Genomic DNA, 15,728 nt, shown 5'->3' on the forward strand with positions numbered 1-15,728 from the left:
TAGGCGAAGAGCACGCCCGTGCAATAGTCACAATGCCATGCGCAATATGTCACAATTGCCTAAACCACTGCCATATCGCGGGAGATCACACCCGCTAGGGCGTCAAATGCAACAAAATAGAAAATAACGAATTACAAAATAGGTATCGTTCCGCTTCGATTGAGGTTCTTTGCTGGACAATCTCACGAAATGACGAGGGCATCTCGCAAGATTTGGGCGGGATGTTTTGCATTACGAGATGTACCGTCGTGGATTTGATGTCGGCACGAGGTACCTGGGGCAGCGATCAGCGTCTCTTCCGATAGTTCCCGGACGCGAGGAAAGAGGACCAACTCGCCAATCTGCATCGAAATCGGGTAATGCTCGGCCTCGTAGCCAAACGATCCAGCCATCCCGCAACATCCACTGGGAATAGTCTTTACCGTATAGTTGCGAGGGAGTCCCAACGCCACAATGCTGGCTGATTGCCCGACGAGTGCCTTCTGGAAGCAGTGTCCGTGCAACGAAATCGATTTCGCTTCGTCCGTGAATGAGTCGGGCGTGATCCGCCCTGCCCTGACCTCGTTTTGGACAAACTCCTCGAACATCAAGCATTGGGGGGCGATCTTATGAGCGATTGGCCGTAACTCGGGATCTGCCAATTCCAAGGTTTCGTCGCGAAAGGTGAGGATCGTTGACGGCTCTAGACCAATCATCGTGACTCCATCGCTGAGTTGTCCCTCAAGCAGACGTAGATTGTGATCGATCCGCTTCTTAGCCTCCCGAAGTAATCCTTTCGACAACCAAGTTCGGCCACTCTCGCCGTGATCAGGAATCTTGACCGAGTAGCCGAGCCGTTCGAGAAGTTCGACAGCCGCTATCCCAACATGTGGATCATGGAAGTTTGTAAACTCGTCATTAAACAGCAGTACCCGTCCAACTTTTCCGGCATTTTCATGCGCCTTGTGCTCTGCAAACCAGGATGCCAGCGTTTGCCTGGGAAGAAGCGGGATGGTTCGTTCCGGATGGAAGCCGGTTAAACGATTCAAGATTTTCCGAATAAACGTGGTACCAAACAACAAATTCCAAAGCCATGGGAACTTGGCGGCCAGGTTTTGTTTGCTCGTGAAATCAGCAATCAATTTCGCGCGGCGTGGTACTCCGTGGGCATCATAATAATGCTGTTGAAATTCGGCCTTCAATTTGGCCATGTCGACCGTTGACGGGCATTCCTTCTTGCAGCCCTTGCATGACAAACAGAGATCGAGGACCTCTTTCAACTCTTCGTTGTCGAAAGGATTGGTCGCGTCCGAATCGGTAATCACATGTCGTAACGCGTTCGCTCGGGCGCGAGTCGTGTGCATCTCGTTTCGTGTGGCCATGTAACTGGGACACATCGTACCGCCAGTCAGGTGCGTCTTGCGACAATCGCCTGAGCCGTTGCACATTTCAGCCGCGCCGAGAATGCCGAAGTTCGACGAAAAGTCGAACAGTGTCTCAGGCTGACGTGGCTGCTGTCCTGGCGTGTAACGGAGTGAGCTGTTCATCGGCGGCGTATCGACGATCTTATTCGGATTGAACACTCCGCCTGGATCCCAGGTCCGCTTAACCTCACGGACCAATTGGTAGTTACGAGCTCCGATCATGTATTCCAGGAACTCGCCCCGAAGCCGGCCATCGCCATGTTCACCACTGAGCGACCCTCGGTATTGTTTGACGAGTTCCGCGATAGTTTCCGCGACCTCGCGAAATTGACGATTCCCGTCGGGCGTCTTCAAATTGATCACCGGGCGCAGGTGAATCTCACCACTGCCAGCATGCGCATAGTGAACACACTCTAAGCCAAACCGATCTTGTAGTCGCCGATTAAACTCCGCGATGTATTCTGGCAGATCATCCACATCGACACAGGTATCTTCGATGACGGGCGCTGGCTTCGCATCACCCGGCGTGTTACCTAGCAATCCGAGTCCTGCCTTTCGCAGATCCCAGATCTTCTCGGTATCCTCTCCGAAGAGCACGGGGAATGCATAGCCGTATCCGGCGGCTTGAATTTCCGCGATGATCCGATCGCAGCGCGATTGGACTTCATGCTCCGCATCGCCACGGATGTCGATCACTAGGATCGCACCGGGGCTGCCTTGCACGAACCATCGATTGGCGCGATGTTCGATGCTTCGTTCGGTACAAGCCAGGATGTAACTGTCGATCAGTTCGCAGCCGTAGCAGTCATGCTTCACAGCAATTTGCGTGGCGCGTAATGATTCGTCGACTGTCTCGAAGTGCCCGCAAATCAATCCGTTCACTTTCGGTGGCAGTGGTAGACAATTCAGTTTGATCTTCGTGGCGAAGAACAATGTCCCTTCGCTTCCGGCGATCAGCTTGCAAAAATTGAACGGTTTGTCACTTCCTTCGTTCAGCGCATCCGCGTCCATCAATAGATCGATTGCGTAGCCTGTGTTACGACGCGGGATGGACGGCTTAGGAAATTCACGTTCAATCTCTGTGCGATTCTCGGTATCGCTAAGCATCGCTCGGATTTGCTTGTAGAGCGTCGTCTCTAAGCAATCGGGGCCGTTGCACTTAGCTTCAAACTCTTCTTTCGAAAGTGCCTTGAAGGTCACGAACGATCCATCGGAGAGAAACCCTTCGATCTCCAGCAGATGATCGCGGGTGCTGCCGTACTTGATCGAATTCGATCCGCACGAATTGTTGCCCACCATCCCGCCAAGCATCGCTCGATTTTGCGTTGAGGTTTCGGGACCGAACAACATGCCGTGCGGCTTAAGCGCCAAGTTGAGCTCGTTGCGGATGACGCCGGGCTCGACACAGACTGTTCGCTCTTTTGCGTCGATCTCTAAGATGCGTGTAAAGTTGCGTGAGACATCAACGACGATGCCACTTCCAACGACCTGCCCCGCTAGCGAGGTCCCAGCCGTTCGCGGGATTAAGCCAACACCATGCTTCCCGGCAAAGAGAATCAATTCGCGGATATCATCGCTCGTCTTCGGAATGGCCACCGCCAGCGGCATCTGTTGGTAGGCCGAGGCATCGGTGGAGTATAGAGTCCGCATCAATTGGCCAGTGTGCAGTTCTCCTTGTAATTTCGAGCGAAGAGTAGCGAACTGATCACTAAGATCAACAGAGACGGGTGCAGCGGCGGTATCCATAGGGGACTTTGACACAAGGAAGGACGAGCATTGGGCGATTACTCTTCCATCATAGGGGCCCAAATCACAAATTCCCATCGGGGATAGGCATTGGTGCGCGTTTCATAGAAATCCTTCCAGTGGAGACGAGGTTTTTGGCACATCGAACGCCTGCTAACACCAAACTTCGGATACGCTTTTCTGTTGACATCATCTCAGTTAGTGTCTATACTACACTAACAAGGAGACGGAAATGCTCAACGAACTCTATCAACCTCCGTTAGCGCTGCTAACCGATTTGTACCAGCTGACGATGGCCTACGGCTATTGGAAGCTGGGACGGGCAGATCAGCATGCGGTATTCCATTTGTTCTTTCGCAAGCCACCTTTCCGAGGTGGATATGCGGTTGCCGCTGGTCTCGAGCAAGCGTTGCAATACTTGGAGCGATTCCGCTTCGAGCAATCCGACTTGGATTACCTGGGCAGCCTAACCGGAAATGATGGTGCTCCTCTATTCGAACAGGCGTTCCTCGATTATCTGGGGCAAACGAAGCTGTCGGTCGATGTTGATGCGGTTCAGGAAGGAACCGTTACCTTCGGGCAGGAACCACTTTTGCGGGTTCGCGGCCCGATTCTGCAGTGTCAATTGTTAGAAACACCCCTGTTAAATCTAATCAACTTTCAAACATTGATTGCCACCAAATCGGCTCGTATTGCGACTGCGGCAGGAGACGATCCGATTTTGGAATTCGGACTGCGACGGGCCCAAGGTATTGATGGCGCTCTTTCCGCCAGCAGGGCTGCCTACATCGGTGGAAGCACTGCCACATCCAACGTTTTGGCTGGCAAGATGTTTGGCATTCCCGTGAAAGGAACCCATGCCCATAGCTGGGTTATGTCGTTCGATACGGAAGCGGAAGCATTCGCTCAATACGCCGCAGCAATGCCCAATAATTGCGTCTTCCTGGTCGATACGTATGACACGCTTGATGGAGTCCGCCAGGCCTGTAAAGTTGGCAAAAAGCTACGCGAACAAGGACACGAGATGGTCGGAATTCGTCTCGACTCAGGCGACCTCGCATATCTCAGCATCGAGGCACGCAAGATCCTAGACGAAGCAGGATTTCCCAAAGCCGCGATTGTTGCCTCCAATGACCTGGACGAACACATCATCGAAAACCTCAAATCGCAAGGTAGCCAGATCGCGATCTGGGGAGTGGGAACCAAATTGGCTACCGCATTCGATCAACCTGCCTTAGGAGGCGTTTATAAGCTGGCCGCTATCCAGCAAGCCGATGGCACATGGCAACCGAAGGTCAAACTATCAGAACAGGCGATTAAGACATCGATCCCCGGAACCTTACAGGTACGTCGTTACATGGAAGACGGCCGTATGGTCGGTGACATGATTTATGACGAACAAGTAGGCGTTGATCCACGGAGAGTCATTGTCGATAGCAAAGATGCCACGCGACGCAAACGGCTAGCAGAGACGACCTCGGTCGAACTTCTCCGGCCAGCGATGCAAGGGGGTAAGCGAGTCGCGATGGCCGAATCACTAAAGGACATTCGTGAGCGAGCCCAACGGCAACTGGCCTCGTTGCATCCGACGATTCGTCGATTCATGAATCCTCACGAGTATCCGGTTGGCCTTGATATTGGCCTGCATGAACTACGAGACAACATGATTCACGAGGCTCGGCAGGCTCGTTGGCAAGCAGAGGAAGACCCATCGTGAAGAAAACGCATCAATACGAGTATGCCCGACCAGCATTAACGGTTGACATTGTGGTGTTCGCGCTCGATGAAGACGACTTGATGGTGATGTTAATCCAGCGAGATCTGTCTCCTTTCGAAGGACAATGGGCACTCCCAGGCGGCTTCGTGCATATCAACGAAACGCTGGACGACGCCGCTCGTCGCGAACTGCAAGAGGAGACAGGCTTGAAAGATATCTTCCTCGAGCAACTTTACACCTTTGGTGATTTGGAGCGAGATCCGCGCGAACGCGTCGTGACGGTTGCCTATTATGCGTTAGTCAATTTGGAAGGTCACAACGTTCAGGCTAGTACCGATGCTCGCAACGCGGCTTGGTTCGCGATGAGCGAATTACCTGAGTTGGCTTTCGATCACCACCAGATCTTGAAAACGGCCCACGATCGATTACGAGGCAAGGTCCGCTATCAACCGATCGGTTTCGAGCTCTTGCCAGACAAATTTACGCTGCGACAACTTCAACATTTATATGAGGTGATCCTGGACCGAGAGCTGGACAAGCGTAACTTCCGCAAGAAAGTCCTCGGCATGGAAATCGTCAAAGAAACCAACGAAATCGAAAAAGACGTGGCCCACCGCGCCGCACGATTGTTCCGCTTTGATAAGAAGAATTACGACAAGCTCACCAAACAAGGGTTTCACTTCGAGATTTAGCATGAATCGGTATCCGTACATCTTGGGTTGCCTGCTAGGGACGGCGTTAGGCGATGCTGTTGGTCTTCGTCGCGAGGGCCTTCCAGCTAGACGAGCTCAACGGATGTACGGCGATCCCCCGTTCACTCCTAGCCTCGGTTACGGCCTGGCCATGGTCAGCGATGATACGGAACATACTCAGCTGGTTACCCGTGCTCTAGCCCTTTCAGGCCTCGATCCAGATCGCTTCGAGCGGGAATTCGCGCATCAACTGAGGTGTTGGCTTCTAGCTGTGCCGGCGGGCGTAGGTTTTGCAACGCTACGAGCTTGCATCAAGCTGTTAATCGGATTTAGCCCAAGTAATAGTGGCGTCTTGAGTGCAGGCAATGGACCGGCGATGCGAAGTGCGATGATCGGTATCGTCTCCCGATCGGAGAGCGAAATGGTGGAATTTGTCCGAAGATCAACGCGTATGACTCACACCGATGAACGCGCCTTCGAAGGATCGCTCATTGTCGCGTTTGCAGCTGGTTTGACCGCACGCGGTGAAACACAGGATCCTTTGACGTTCCTGAAGAAATACATTCCGGTCATTCAAGGGGAAGAATTAAGATCGCGAATAAGTGCTGCTATTCCATTGCTTGAAGAAGGCAAAACGCCACAGGAATACTCGCAAGTCATGGGATGGTCGAAAGGAGTAAGTGGCTACGTGAATGAAACTGTGCCAGCTGCAATTTATTGCTGGGCGTCTTCACCAACCAACTTCCGCGAGTGCATCGAAGACGCGGTTCGCCTCGGAGGGGATACCGACACGGTTGCGGCCATCGCTGGCGCCATTTGTGGAGCCAACTTAACCAACGCTTCTCTACCGCAGGAATGGCTGAGTAAATTGACCGAATGGCCTCGAAACATGACATGGATGGAACAGCTGAGCGACTCACTTGCATCAGGTAACGGCAATCCACCAGGTATGCACTGGCCAACAACATTCCTAAGAAACATCGTATTTACAACCGCCGTGTTATCGCTCGGCTTGCGGAGACTACTTCCGCCCTACTAAAGGTGACATCATGATCGCCCTATTGTTAATCGACATTCAAAACGACTTTCTCCCCGGCGGCGCACTTGCGGTGAACAAGGGAGACCGAGTGATTCCGGTCGCCAACCGCTTAATGCCGGGCTATCCGTTGGTCGTGGCGACGCAGGATTGGCATCCTGCTGCTCATCGATCGTTTGCCAGTCAGCATCCAGCAAAGCAAGTTGGCGATGTCATTGAACTTGAGGGCCTGACACAAGTTCTTTGGCCAGATCATTGCATTCAAGGAACCGACGGTGCCCAATTCGCACCTGGGCTGAACCAAGGTGGGATCGATCATGTCGTGCGGAAGGGAACGGATTCTTCGATCGATAGCTACAGTGGTTTTTTCGACAACGCACGACGAAAGAGCACGGGATTGCAAGACTACTTACGAAAGGAAGGCGTCAAAGAAGTCCACATTGTCGGTCTGGCAACGGACTATTGCGTTAAGTTCACCGCACTGGACGCGGTTGGACTGGGCTTCACAACCAAGGTAATTCAGGAAGGGGTTCGCGGTGTTGAGCTGAATGATGGAGACTGCCAAGCCGCGATCGACGAGATGACACGTTCGGGAATTGAAATCATAAGCGAGGAAAACGATGACCATCGAATTCTATTCGACGAAGCACACCTACGGCGAGTTCTCAAACTTCGCTCCGTTCGCGTTCACGATCGACGGTCTCGAATATCGGACTAGCGAGCACTACTTTCAGGCAATGAAGTTCGAAGATACCGAATACCAAAAGAAGATTCGTGAGACGAAAAGCCCCATGATCGCAGCCCGTCTGGGGCGTAGCCGAAAGGTCAAGATTCGTGACGATTGGGAAGAAGTGAAGATCGACGTGATGCGCGCAGCGGTACGCAGCAAGTTTCATGCGCATGACTCCCTACAAGAATTGCTGCTCGCAACCGGTGAAGAAACAATCGTGGAAGCGGCCGGACGAGATTACTTTTGGGGCGCCGGCAAGGACAGGTCAGGTCAAAATTGGCTTGGCAAGATATTGATGGAGATTCGCGACGAACTGCGTGAATCACAAACAGAAACAGCAGATAAAGATCATGAGTCGAAGTAAACGAGCCGAACTGGCCCAACAAACCGTAGAGATTGTCGAACAAGGGTGGTACAAGTCTGCCAATGGACGGCGTGTGACGATTGCTGATCAAGTCGCCGCGTCACTGAGAGCTACTCAACTGGTCAAACCGGACCACTTCGCACCTTGGCTGGATCACAACTGGGAAGGTGCAAAGAATACCCAGTTTTCCGTGTCGAACGAAACCACGTTAGCCAGTGCCAGGACGCTCGCGGATCAATCTCCAGGGGAAGCAACTCTTTGCTTGAACTTCGCATCCGCCAAGAATCCCGGCGGGGGCTTCTTGGGCGGTAGCCAAGCCCAAGAGGAGAGCTTGGCCCGTAGCTCGGCTTTGGTAACCACGCTCGAATCCCAATGGGACTATTACCAGATCAATCGTGATTGCCATACGGCTTTCTACACCGATCATATGATCCTGAGTCCGAGCGTGCCCGTGTTTCGCGATGAAGATGGCACTTTGTTAGATAAGCCGTATCTCATGAACTTCGTGACCGCGCCGGCAGTGAATGCGGGTGCCGTCATCAAGAACGAATCCACTCGCCAGTCCGACATCGAACCGGCGATGGCAAACCGTATCAATAAGTTGCTCTCAATGGCAGCTCATTTTGGCTTCGATACCTTGATCCTGGGTGCGTGGGGCTGTGGAGTTTTCCTTAACGATCCAGCGATGATCGCTCGTTTGTTCGCGGAAGCACTAACCAGCACAGGACGATTCGTCGGTTGCTTCGCCAAAGTGCACTTCGCGGTCCTCGACAAAACCGAACAAGAACAGATCGTCAGCCCCTTCCGAAAGTGGCTGACATTTTAGAAAAAATCAAACTAAGAAACATGAACACGAAACAATTAAAAAGTATCAGCAAACGGCTGAGCTTCATTTTGCGTCACCGCCCGGATTCGGTTGGTCTTACACTAGAGCCAGGGGGTTGGGTAAGCGCAACGGCTCTTCTCGCCGCGTTGTCCAACAACGGCACGTTCGTCACACCGGCTACGCTAGAAGAAGTGGTTAGCGACAACGACAAACAACGATTTGAATTCTCGGCAGATCGGTCTCAGATTCGCGCCCGCCAGGGACATTCCGCGGAAGTCGATCTGCAATATGAGGCGGCCATCCCGCCGGATCTGCTGTTCCATGGAACGGCTACGCGGTTTCTCGAATCGATCTTCGCCCAAGGCTTGATCAAAGGAAACCGGCACCATGTTCATCTATCCATTAATCATGAGACAATGATCCAAGTCGGCAAGCGACATGGTCAGCCCACCGTCTTGGAAATCGACGCAAAGCAGATGGTTATCGACGGACACCAGTTTCTTGTCACTGGTAACGCGGTTTGGCTAACCGATCACGTGCCGCCGCAATATCTCAAGCAGTCCGTTTAGAGTTCTTGCTTGGCCATCCACGGAATCATTCGCTCGAATGCCTGTTCGATCTTATCCATCGATGTCGAATAGCTGATTCGGAATGAATTGATGCAGCTCTCACCGAATGCTTCGCCCGGTACCACACACACACCAATTTCTTCCAGCATTCGCAGCGCCAAGTTACTTCCGTTCGTATGCGCTGGAAGCGAAGGGAAGATGAAAAATCCACCTTGGGGCCAATACCCGGTCAAGTAAGGCGTCTCGCTTACCAACTTCACGACGCGGTCGCGTCGTCGCCGATATTCGGTCACCATTTCTTCGATGCACTGATTGCCGCCGCGTAGCGCTGCGACACCCGCCCACTGGGCTGGCGTATTGGCGACGGTGGTCGTAAACATATGATACCGACGGAGCATCTTGATGGTCCCCTGACTCGAGATCACCCATCCCACACGCAAGCCCGGCATCGCGTACGATTTGGAAAAGCTGCTGGCGATCATCACGTGATCCAGATCAGATGTATGGCCAAGCACACTGGCATACTCTAAGTCGTCGAGAATCAGGTGATCGTACACTTCGTCACTGATGACCTTGATTCCTTGATACGCTGCCTCTTGAACGATCGCCTCGATTGTCTCTGGCGGATAAACTGTCCCAGTCGGATTACTTGGCGAGTTAAGAATAATGGCGAACGTGCGTGGTCCCATCGCATCAATCACCTCTTGCGGATCGAGTTGATGTCCGTGCTCGGCGCGCGTCGGAATTGGTTTTACCTCTCCCCCATGCATACGCACCAACGGTGCATAGAGCGGGAAACATGGATCGGGAATCAAAAACTGTCTTCCAGGTGCTGCGGACACGCTGATCGCCAGGTACATCGCCTCGGTAGCGCCTGTCGTCACCAGGATGTTGTCCTCAGTCAATTCGCGACCGGTCCGCTTTTGGTAGTATTTTTGCAGTTCCGTTAGAAGCTCTGGCAGACCAGCATCCATTGTGTAACCAGTTTCACCTGCCCGAAGCGCTTCGACATGTGCTTCGACGATGTGCCCTGGACACTTGAAATCGGGCTGGCCGATGGAAAGGTGGATAACATCTTTCATCGTCGCCGCAAGATTCACCATTCGCCGGATGCCAGGCACCGGTAAAGCTCGCAGAGCAGGACTCCATTCAAAGGCATCGTCATCGGAAGGGATCTTCAATCCCTTGTTTAGTTTCTCACTCTTATCATCCAGCATTCGACCATGTCCTCAACTTCTTCGTGGGTTAAAACGAATGATTGCTCATGGGGTGTCTCGCAACGCGACACGTTGCATCTTGTCCGATTTTGTATTTTCGTTTCAAGAACAATCGTAAAGTTCTACAAGAAACTTTTTATCGCGGTTGGCCTTTCTTGTAAGAACCGATAGGATGCGAACAACAACTGTCTCATCGTAATTCACAATCGTGTAGCGAGATCGCATACGACTCACCGACGCTTTGTATGATGGTGAAGTTCAATTCGTTCGAGTTTCAACAGGAGCAATCACATTGTCTGTAATCGATAACACGCAACTCGAGAAAGCCCTAGAGGAATTCGGACTACCCACTCGCGATGACTATGCGCTCACCTCCTCAAAAAGTTCTTTCGCGGATGGTGGACACTTTCGAATCGAAATCGCCGGCGTCGAACGTGTTTCTGCTCTGGAGACCATGCTGAAAGAAGCGGAACGTTTGAACGTTCCCGTTCATCGCATCATTGCGACCGTTGGTGGTGCTACGTTTCTGACCAAGGGGGAACTCGACGAATTTGCAGCGATAACGCGAGAGAAGAAGATCGAAGTCATCATGACGCTAGGTCCACGTCGTGGATGGGATACCGGTCGCCAGATTACGACTGGTGAAGGGATTGTATCGGGGATGCGATTGCGAGGCGTAGATAGTATTCGCCACTGGCTGAAGGATTGCGACCGCTGTCTAGAAGCGGGATTCCGCGGGTTTCTTGTCCCTGACGAAGGTTTGTTATCTTTGGTTGGCAACTTGCGAGATCAAGGAGTAATTCCTGCCGAGACGATCTTCAAGCTATCGGTTTTCGCTGGTCACGCGAATCCAGCTGGTGCCAAGCTGGCTGAGACGCTAGGCGCGAACAGTTTCAACCCGTTGGCGGATTTGACACTACCCATGCTTTCTGCGATTCGTGATGCCATTAGCATTCCGATGGATATCTATCTTTGCCTAGTCAACGCGATGGGTGGTTTTGTTCGCTTTTATGAGGCGGCGGAAATTGCTCGCCTTTGTGCTCCTTGCTATTTCAAAATCGAACCAGGTCCTTCCGAAGAGGCGATTTATGCTCCTTGGAATACCGCAGAATATCACGATGCTCAAATTAAAGAACGCGTGCGTAACGCTGCCGTTGTGATGGAACTGATCGAGCGAGATGGTGCACCCGTGAAATGTTCGCCTGTTGGTGGTAGTGACCTAGTCATTCCGCGGTAGATCGCCGAATGTCTCATCAATTTCACACAGCCTAGTTGATCGAAGGACGAGCGATAGCCATGCCCACTCCAGAAGTTGCCGACATGACGGCCGGTGAAATGACTGCCCTATTCGCGACCAGAGAGCTCTCTCCGGTCGAAGCGACCAAGGCTTGCTTGCAGCGAATTGAGCAGCACAACTCCAAAGTTAATGCCTACAACATTATGAACGAGGAGTTAACGCTTGAAGCGGCCAAACAATCCGAGCAGCGGTGGCAGCTCGGTACTCCGCTGGGTCCGATTGACGGTGTTCCAGTTGCCGTAAAGGACATCTTCATCACCAAAGGATGGCCCAACCGGAAAGGATCGACGCTGACTTCCCCGGACCCATTGAAGGTCGATGCTCCAGCGATTGCCGCGTTGCGGCGAAATGGATTCGTCCCACTGGGGCGCACAACCACACCCGAGTTTGGCTGGAAGGGTGTGACAGATAATCCCCTGGACGGCGTGACGTCGAATCCGTGGGATCCAACCAAGGTATCAGGAGGTTCCAGCGGCGGAAGTGGTGCTGCCGTTCCGTTGGGCATGGGGCCTCTGGCATTAGGAACTGACGCTGGGGGGTCCATTCGAATCCCAGCAGGGTTCTGCGGTGTCGTCGGTCACAAGCCCACTCACGGGGTTTGTCCGATGTGGCCACCTAGTTCGTTTTATCCACTTGCTCACGTCGGTCCGATGACCTGGACGGTGGCCGATGCCGCGCTTCTAATGGACGTTTTGGCTGAACCCGACGCACGCGATATGACGTTGCCCAGTTGCACAGTATCGTTTCGCGATGCGCTCGATGTCGCGAACGTGATGGGAATGCGAATCGCTTATAGCCCAAATCTCGGTTACGTTGACGTTGACCCAGAGGTGGAAGCAGCCGTCAACGCTGCGGCGAGTGCCTTTGAAGAAGCAGGGGCAATTGTCGAAACCTGCGATCCTGGCTTCTCCGATCCACTCGAGGCGTTCGACATCCTATTTTACGGTGGAGCAGCCAATGCCTTGCGGGACATCGGCCCCGAGGATCGCGCGAAAATGGATCCAAACTTGATCAAGGTCGCCCAATGGGGCAGCGAACGGTCCTTGCTCGATTACATGGGCGCTGCCAACGTTCGTGCTGAACTCACCGAAAAGATGAGCCTGTTCCACCAGACTTGGGATCTACTGTTGACGCCAACCTTGCCGATTCCCGCGTTCGATGCTGGCCTGGAAGTTCCCAAAGGTTGGCACCATGAACGCTGGCCGACCTGGACGCCGTTCACCTATCCGTTCAATATGACCGGACAGCCCGCGGTCTCGGTCCCTTGTGGTTTCACGAAGAGCGGCCTGCCAATCGGGCTACAGATCATCGGTCCGCGACATGCAGACGTTTCGGTCCTTCAAGCGGCTCACTATTACCAGCAGGTGCGGCCCCTTACTTCGATTCGACCGAAGATGCTTACAGATTAAGCATCGCTTCAAGTTCATCCAATGCCGCATCCACCTCATACACCAGCGCTGGATCGGCGAGGTCCTCGATGGCAAGCTGTTCGCGGTAATGTCGGCTTACCCAATCGTACAAATCCTCGTATCTCTGATTTGTGAGTAGGTAGTTATTAGGAATCGAAGCAAGTTCTTCCTCCGTCAACACGACTCGCAGCCGCAAGCAGGCTGGGCCACCTCCATTTTGCATGCTCTCTCGCAGATCGACGAATTCGCACCGATCAATCGGGTTGTCTCCGGTAAGAATCGAATCGATAAGACGCTTTGCTCGATCCGATTCTTCACATTCGATAGGACACAATAACAACATGCTTCCCGCATTTACGGTTATTAGCTGACTATTGAAGAAATAGGTTTTCACCGCCTCTTCCAACGACAGTTCCTGTTCTTGTACGACGATCGTCTTCAGGTGCGGGCCCACTGCCATCTCGAGTTCGTGCAGGATTCTGTCTTGCTCAAGATATGCCGACTCATGCAGCAAATGCAGATCTTGATTGCCAACAGCGATGACATCGTTATGAAATACGCCCGCATTGATAGCGATGGGGTTTTGCTGCGCAAAGATGCAGTGTGACAAGTCTAAACGATGCTGTTCAGCCACTTGGTAACTGGCCTGCATCGCTTGACGGGCAATAACTTTGGAATCGAAGTTTCCCGAATCCGCATCGCGCCCGTAAACAAAAAGCTCGATCCCGGATTCGCCGTACGCTTCACACAATCGAGTATGATTTGCGGCACCTTCATCGCTGGTGGTCATCGCCGCCGGCAACGGATCGTGAACTACGAAATGCTTCGGATCGTGAAAGATCTGACTTAATAAAGTCGTTGTTTGTTCCACTTCCAGCCTGCGATGTTGCATCGCTTGCAAGTTCGCTGGGGTTACGTGAACTTTGCCATCCTGACAATCAGCACTTGGCGAAACGGTTGCCGCGTTCGCCGTCCACATCGCAGACGCGCTATACGCATGACTCAACAGATCGGGGCGCTGCTGATATGCCTTCGAAAGTATCTCCTCTGGGTCGCCTGAAAATCCTTGGCTATGAAGATAATGAAAATCGGGGCGACGCTGCGGCGGGAAGAAACCTTGGACCAAGCCTAAATCGGCCACACGTTTCATCTTCGCCAAACCTTGCAACGCCGCTTTGCGAGGGGAGGATATTTGGTGGCGATGTTGCTGCGATGCGAGGTTGCCAGGAGACAATCCGCCGTAATGATGCGTCGGCCCGATCAATCCATCGAAATTAACTTCAGTGGCCGACACTAGGAGTTCTCCTGATCTGGCGCCGACTCCAATTCTGCAACTGCTGCTTGGCAAAAATCAATTGCGTGATAACCAGCCGGGCGATAATTGCCACTTTGTCCGATTCCACCGAACGGCAATCTTCCGCTGGCACCGGTTGTCGGCAAGTTCCAGTTGATTAGACCAGCATGAACTTGATCTCGAAATTGAGCAAAGTCTTCCCTTCGATCACATAGAATACCCGCAGCTAGTCCGAACTGCGTGTCGTTGGCTTCTCGGATTGCGGCTTCCAAATCAGAAACGCGAATGACTTGTAGTAGCGGGCCAAAGATTTCGTCATCAGTTCGCTCAGAACAATTCGTGACATCCGCGATGCCGGGACTAATAAGGGCTCGACAGGAGGATTGGCGTTTCGCTTCAAGCAGTATGCTTGCCCCCGACGACTTGAGCCGACGCTGCTCGTCGCGAACTCGATCCACGGCAGCCGCGTGAACAAGCGGTCCGACGAACGGCTCCGGGCGATCGCTCGGTAATCCTACGCAAAGTTGACTTGTCCTATCGACAAGCATCTTGATGAGATCTTTCGATTCTCCGGTGACGATCAAACGCCGTACACAGGTACAACGTTGACCTGAGCTGAGATAGGCCGATTGGACTATTTTTTCAACGGCCGCATCCATGTCGCTAGGTTGATGAACGACTAACGGGTTGTTCCCACCCAGTTCCAGGGCTAGCAACACTTCTAGGCGATCGGCCAAAGCGTGCCGAAGCTTAACGCCCGTGGCACGGCTACCGGTAAAGAACAATCCTCGCAGTCCTGGTTGTCTCAGAATTGCTTGCCCCGTCGAAACGCCACCTTGAATCAGATTCAACACGCCCGGCGGAAGTCCTGATTCTTCCCACAATCGTACCATTGTTTCAGCAACCAGAGGCGTCAACTCGCTTGGTTTGAAGACGACGGCATTCCCAGCCAATAAGGCAGGCATGATTTGACCGTTCGCGATGTGCGACGGAAAGTTGAAGGGACCAAATACCGAGACAACACCCAACGGTCGGTAGGCAGTCCGTCCGGTGCGATCGGGCAAAGTCACTACCTCTCGATCGCGCCGCCGTTGGTAAGCATCTATCGTTACACTTGCCTTGGCCGCGGTAGCAGTAACTTCCGATTGTGCGTCCCACAGAGGCTTGCCAACCTCATCCGAGATGGTCTTCGCTAGATTGTCTTTGTAAGCGCGCACCAATTCTGCGAATCGTTCTAAAACACTAGCTCGATCATCTTCCGATTTAGCTTGCCATGCTTCCTGGGCGCAAGTAGCAGATTGGAATGCGGCTTGAACATCTTGTTCGGATGCGGCATTGCCTTGCCAAACGACTTCTTCGTTTGCTGGATTGAACGATGTCAGTGGCTCGCCCGCGGCGTCGCGCCATTGTCCGCTAATGTATAACATA

General features: G+C 52.8%; 13 protein-coding genes. 9 read left to right on the top strand and 4 right to left on the bottom strand.

Going from position 1 to position 15,728, the window contains the following annotated elements; genetic code table 11:
* Positions 1 to 182: 182 nt before the first annotated feature.
* On the bottom strand, positions 183 to 3,149 hold the full coding sequence (locus tag C5Y83_RS00585) for an FAD-binding and (Fe-S)-binding domain-containing protein (RefSeq protein WP_105327705.1): 2,967 nt from the start codon (positions 3,147 to 3,149) through the stop codon (positions 183 to 185).
* A 232-nt stretch (positions 3,150 to 3,381) separates the two neighbouring features.
* Between C5Y83_RS00585 and C5Y83_RS00590 the strand changes: the two genes are divergently transcribed.
* From C5Y83_RS00590 to C5Y83_RS00620, 7 genes are read left to right on the top strand one after another with little or no spacing between them, the layout of a single operon-like run.
* Positions 3,382 to 4,866 carry a nicotinate phosphoribosyltransferase gene (locus tag C5Y83_RS00590; RefSeq protein WP_105327706.1) on the top strand — a complete coding sequence of 495 codons (1,485 nt, stop codon included), beginning with the start codon at positions 3,382 to 3,384 and terminating at the stop codon, positions 4,864 to 4,866.
* Entirely contained in the window at positions 4,863 to 5,558 is a 696-nt protein-coding gene (locus C5Y83_RS00595) for an NUDIX hydrolase (RefSeq protein WP_233206996.1), read from the top strand. Before C5Y83_RS00590 ends, C5Y83_RS00595 begins: the two co-directional genes overlap by 4 nt.
* Before the next feature lies 1 nt (position 5,559).
* Positions 5,560 to 6,597 carry an ADP-ribosylglycohydrolase family protein gene (locus C5Y83_RS00600; protein ID WP_105327707.1) on the top strand — a complete coding sequence of 346 codons (1,038 nt, stop codon included), beginning with the start codon at positions 5,560 to 5,562 and terminating at the stop codon, positions 6,595 to 6,597.
* A 10-nt stretch (positions 6,598 to 6,607) separates the two neighbouring features.
* On the top strand, positions 6,608 to 7,312 hold the full coding sequence (gene pncA, locus C5Y83_RS00605; RefSeq protein WP_199194946.1) for a bifunctional nicotinamidase/pyrazinamidase: 705 nt from the start codon (positions 6,608 to 6,610) through the stop codon (positions 7,310 to 7,312).
* Positions 7,215 to 7,688: an NADAR family protein gene (locus tag C5Y83_RS00610; RefSeq protein WP_105327709.1), complete on the top strand. Its 474-nt coding sequence runs from the start codon at positions 7,215 to 7,217 to the stop codon at positions 7,686 to 7,688. The genes pncA and C5Y83_RS00610 overlap by 98 nt, the downstream gene beginning before the upstream one ends.
* Entirely contained in the window at positions 7,675 to 8,514 is an 840-nt protein-coding gene (locus C5Y83_RS00615) for a TIGR02452 family protein (RefSeq protein WP_105327710.1), read from the top strand. Before C5Y83_RS00610 ends, C5Y83_RS00615 begins: the two co-directional genes overlap by 14 nt.
* A gap of 20 nt (positions 8,515 to 8,534) precedes the next feature.
* Complete coding sequence (locus tag C5Y83_RS00620) at positions 8,535 to 9,083, top strand: RNA 2'-phosphotransferase (protein ID WP_105327711.1); 549 nt, start codon at positions 8,535 to 8,537, stop codon at positions 9,081 to 9,083.
* Here C5Y83_RS00620 and C5Y83_RS00625 read toward each other — a convergent pair.
* Positions 9,080 to 10,300 carry a pyridoxal phosphate-dependent aminotransferase gene (locus C5Y83_RS00625; RefSeq protein WP_105327712.1) on the bottom strand — a complete coding sequence of 407 codons (1,221 nt, stop codon included), beginning with the start codon at positions 10,298 to 10,300 and terminating at the stop codon, positions 9,080 to 9,082. The genes C5Y83_RS00620 and C5Y83_RS00625 overlap by 4 nt on opposite strands.
* Positions 10,301 to 10,592: 292 nt before the next feature.
* Here C5Y83_RS00625 and C5Y83_RS00630 point away from each other — a divergent pair, with 292 nt between their 5' ends.
* Both C5Y83_RS00630 and C5Y83_RS00635 read left to right on the top strand, forming a co-directional pair.
* Positions 10,593 to 11,537, top strand: coding sequence for a hypothetical protein (locus C5Y83_RS00630; protein ID WP_105327870.1), 945 nt, complete (start codon positions 10,593 to 10,595; stop codon positions 11,535 to 11,537).
* A gap of 59 nt (positions 11,538 to 11,596) precedes the next feature.
* A complete protein-coding gene (locus tag C5Y83_RS00635) occupies positions 11,597 to 13,006 on the top strand; it encodes an amidase (protein WP_105327713.1) in 1,410 nt (469 codons plus the stop codon).
* On the opposite strand, the gene astB is transcribed toward C5Y83_RS00635, so the two are convergent.
* Positions 12,996 to 14,300: an N-succinylarginine dihydrolase gene (astB, locus tag C5Y83_RS00640; protein WP_105327714.1), complete on the bottom strand. Its 1,305-nt coding sequence runs from the start codon at positions 14,298 to 14,300 to the stop codon at positions 12,996 to 12,998. The two genes, C5Y83_RS00635 and astB, sit on opposite strands and share 11 nt — an antisense overlap.
* Positions 14,300 to 15,727 (bottom strand): succinylglutamate-semialdehyde dehydrogenase, encoded by a 1,428-nt coding sequence (locus C5Y83_RS00645; protein ID WP_105327715.1) that lies wholly within the window; start codon positions 15,725 to 15,727, stop codon positions 14,300 to 14,302. Before C5Y83_RS00645 ends, astB begins: the two co-directional genes overlap by 1 nt.
* Position 15,728: the final 1 nt, after the last annotated feature.

Origin of the sequence: Blastopirellula marina (genome assembly GCF_002967765.1) — a bacterium.
GTDB classification, from domain to species: domain Bacteria; phylum Planctomycetota; class Planctomycetia; order Pirellulales; family Pirellulaceae; genus Bremerella; species Bremerella marina_A.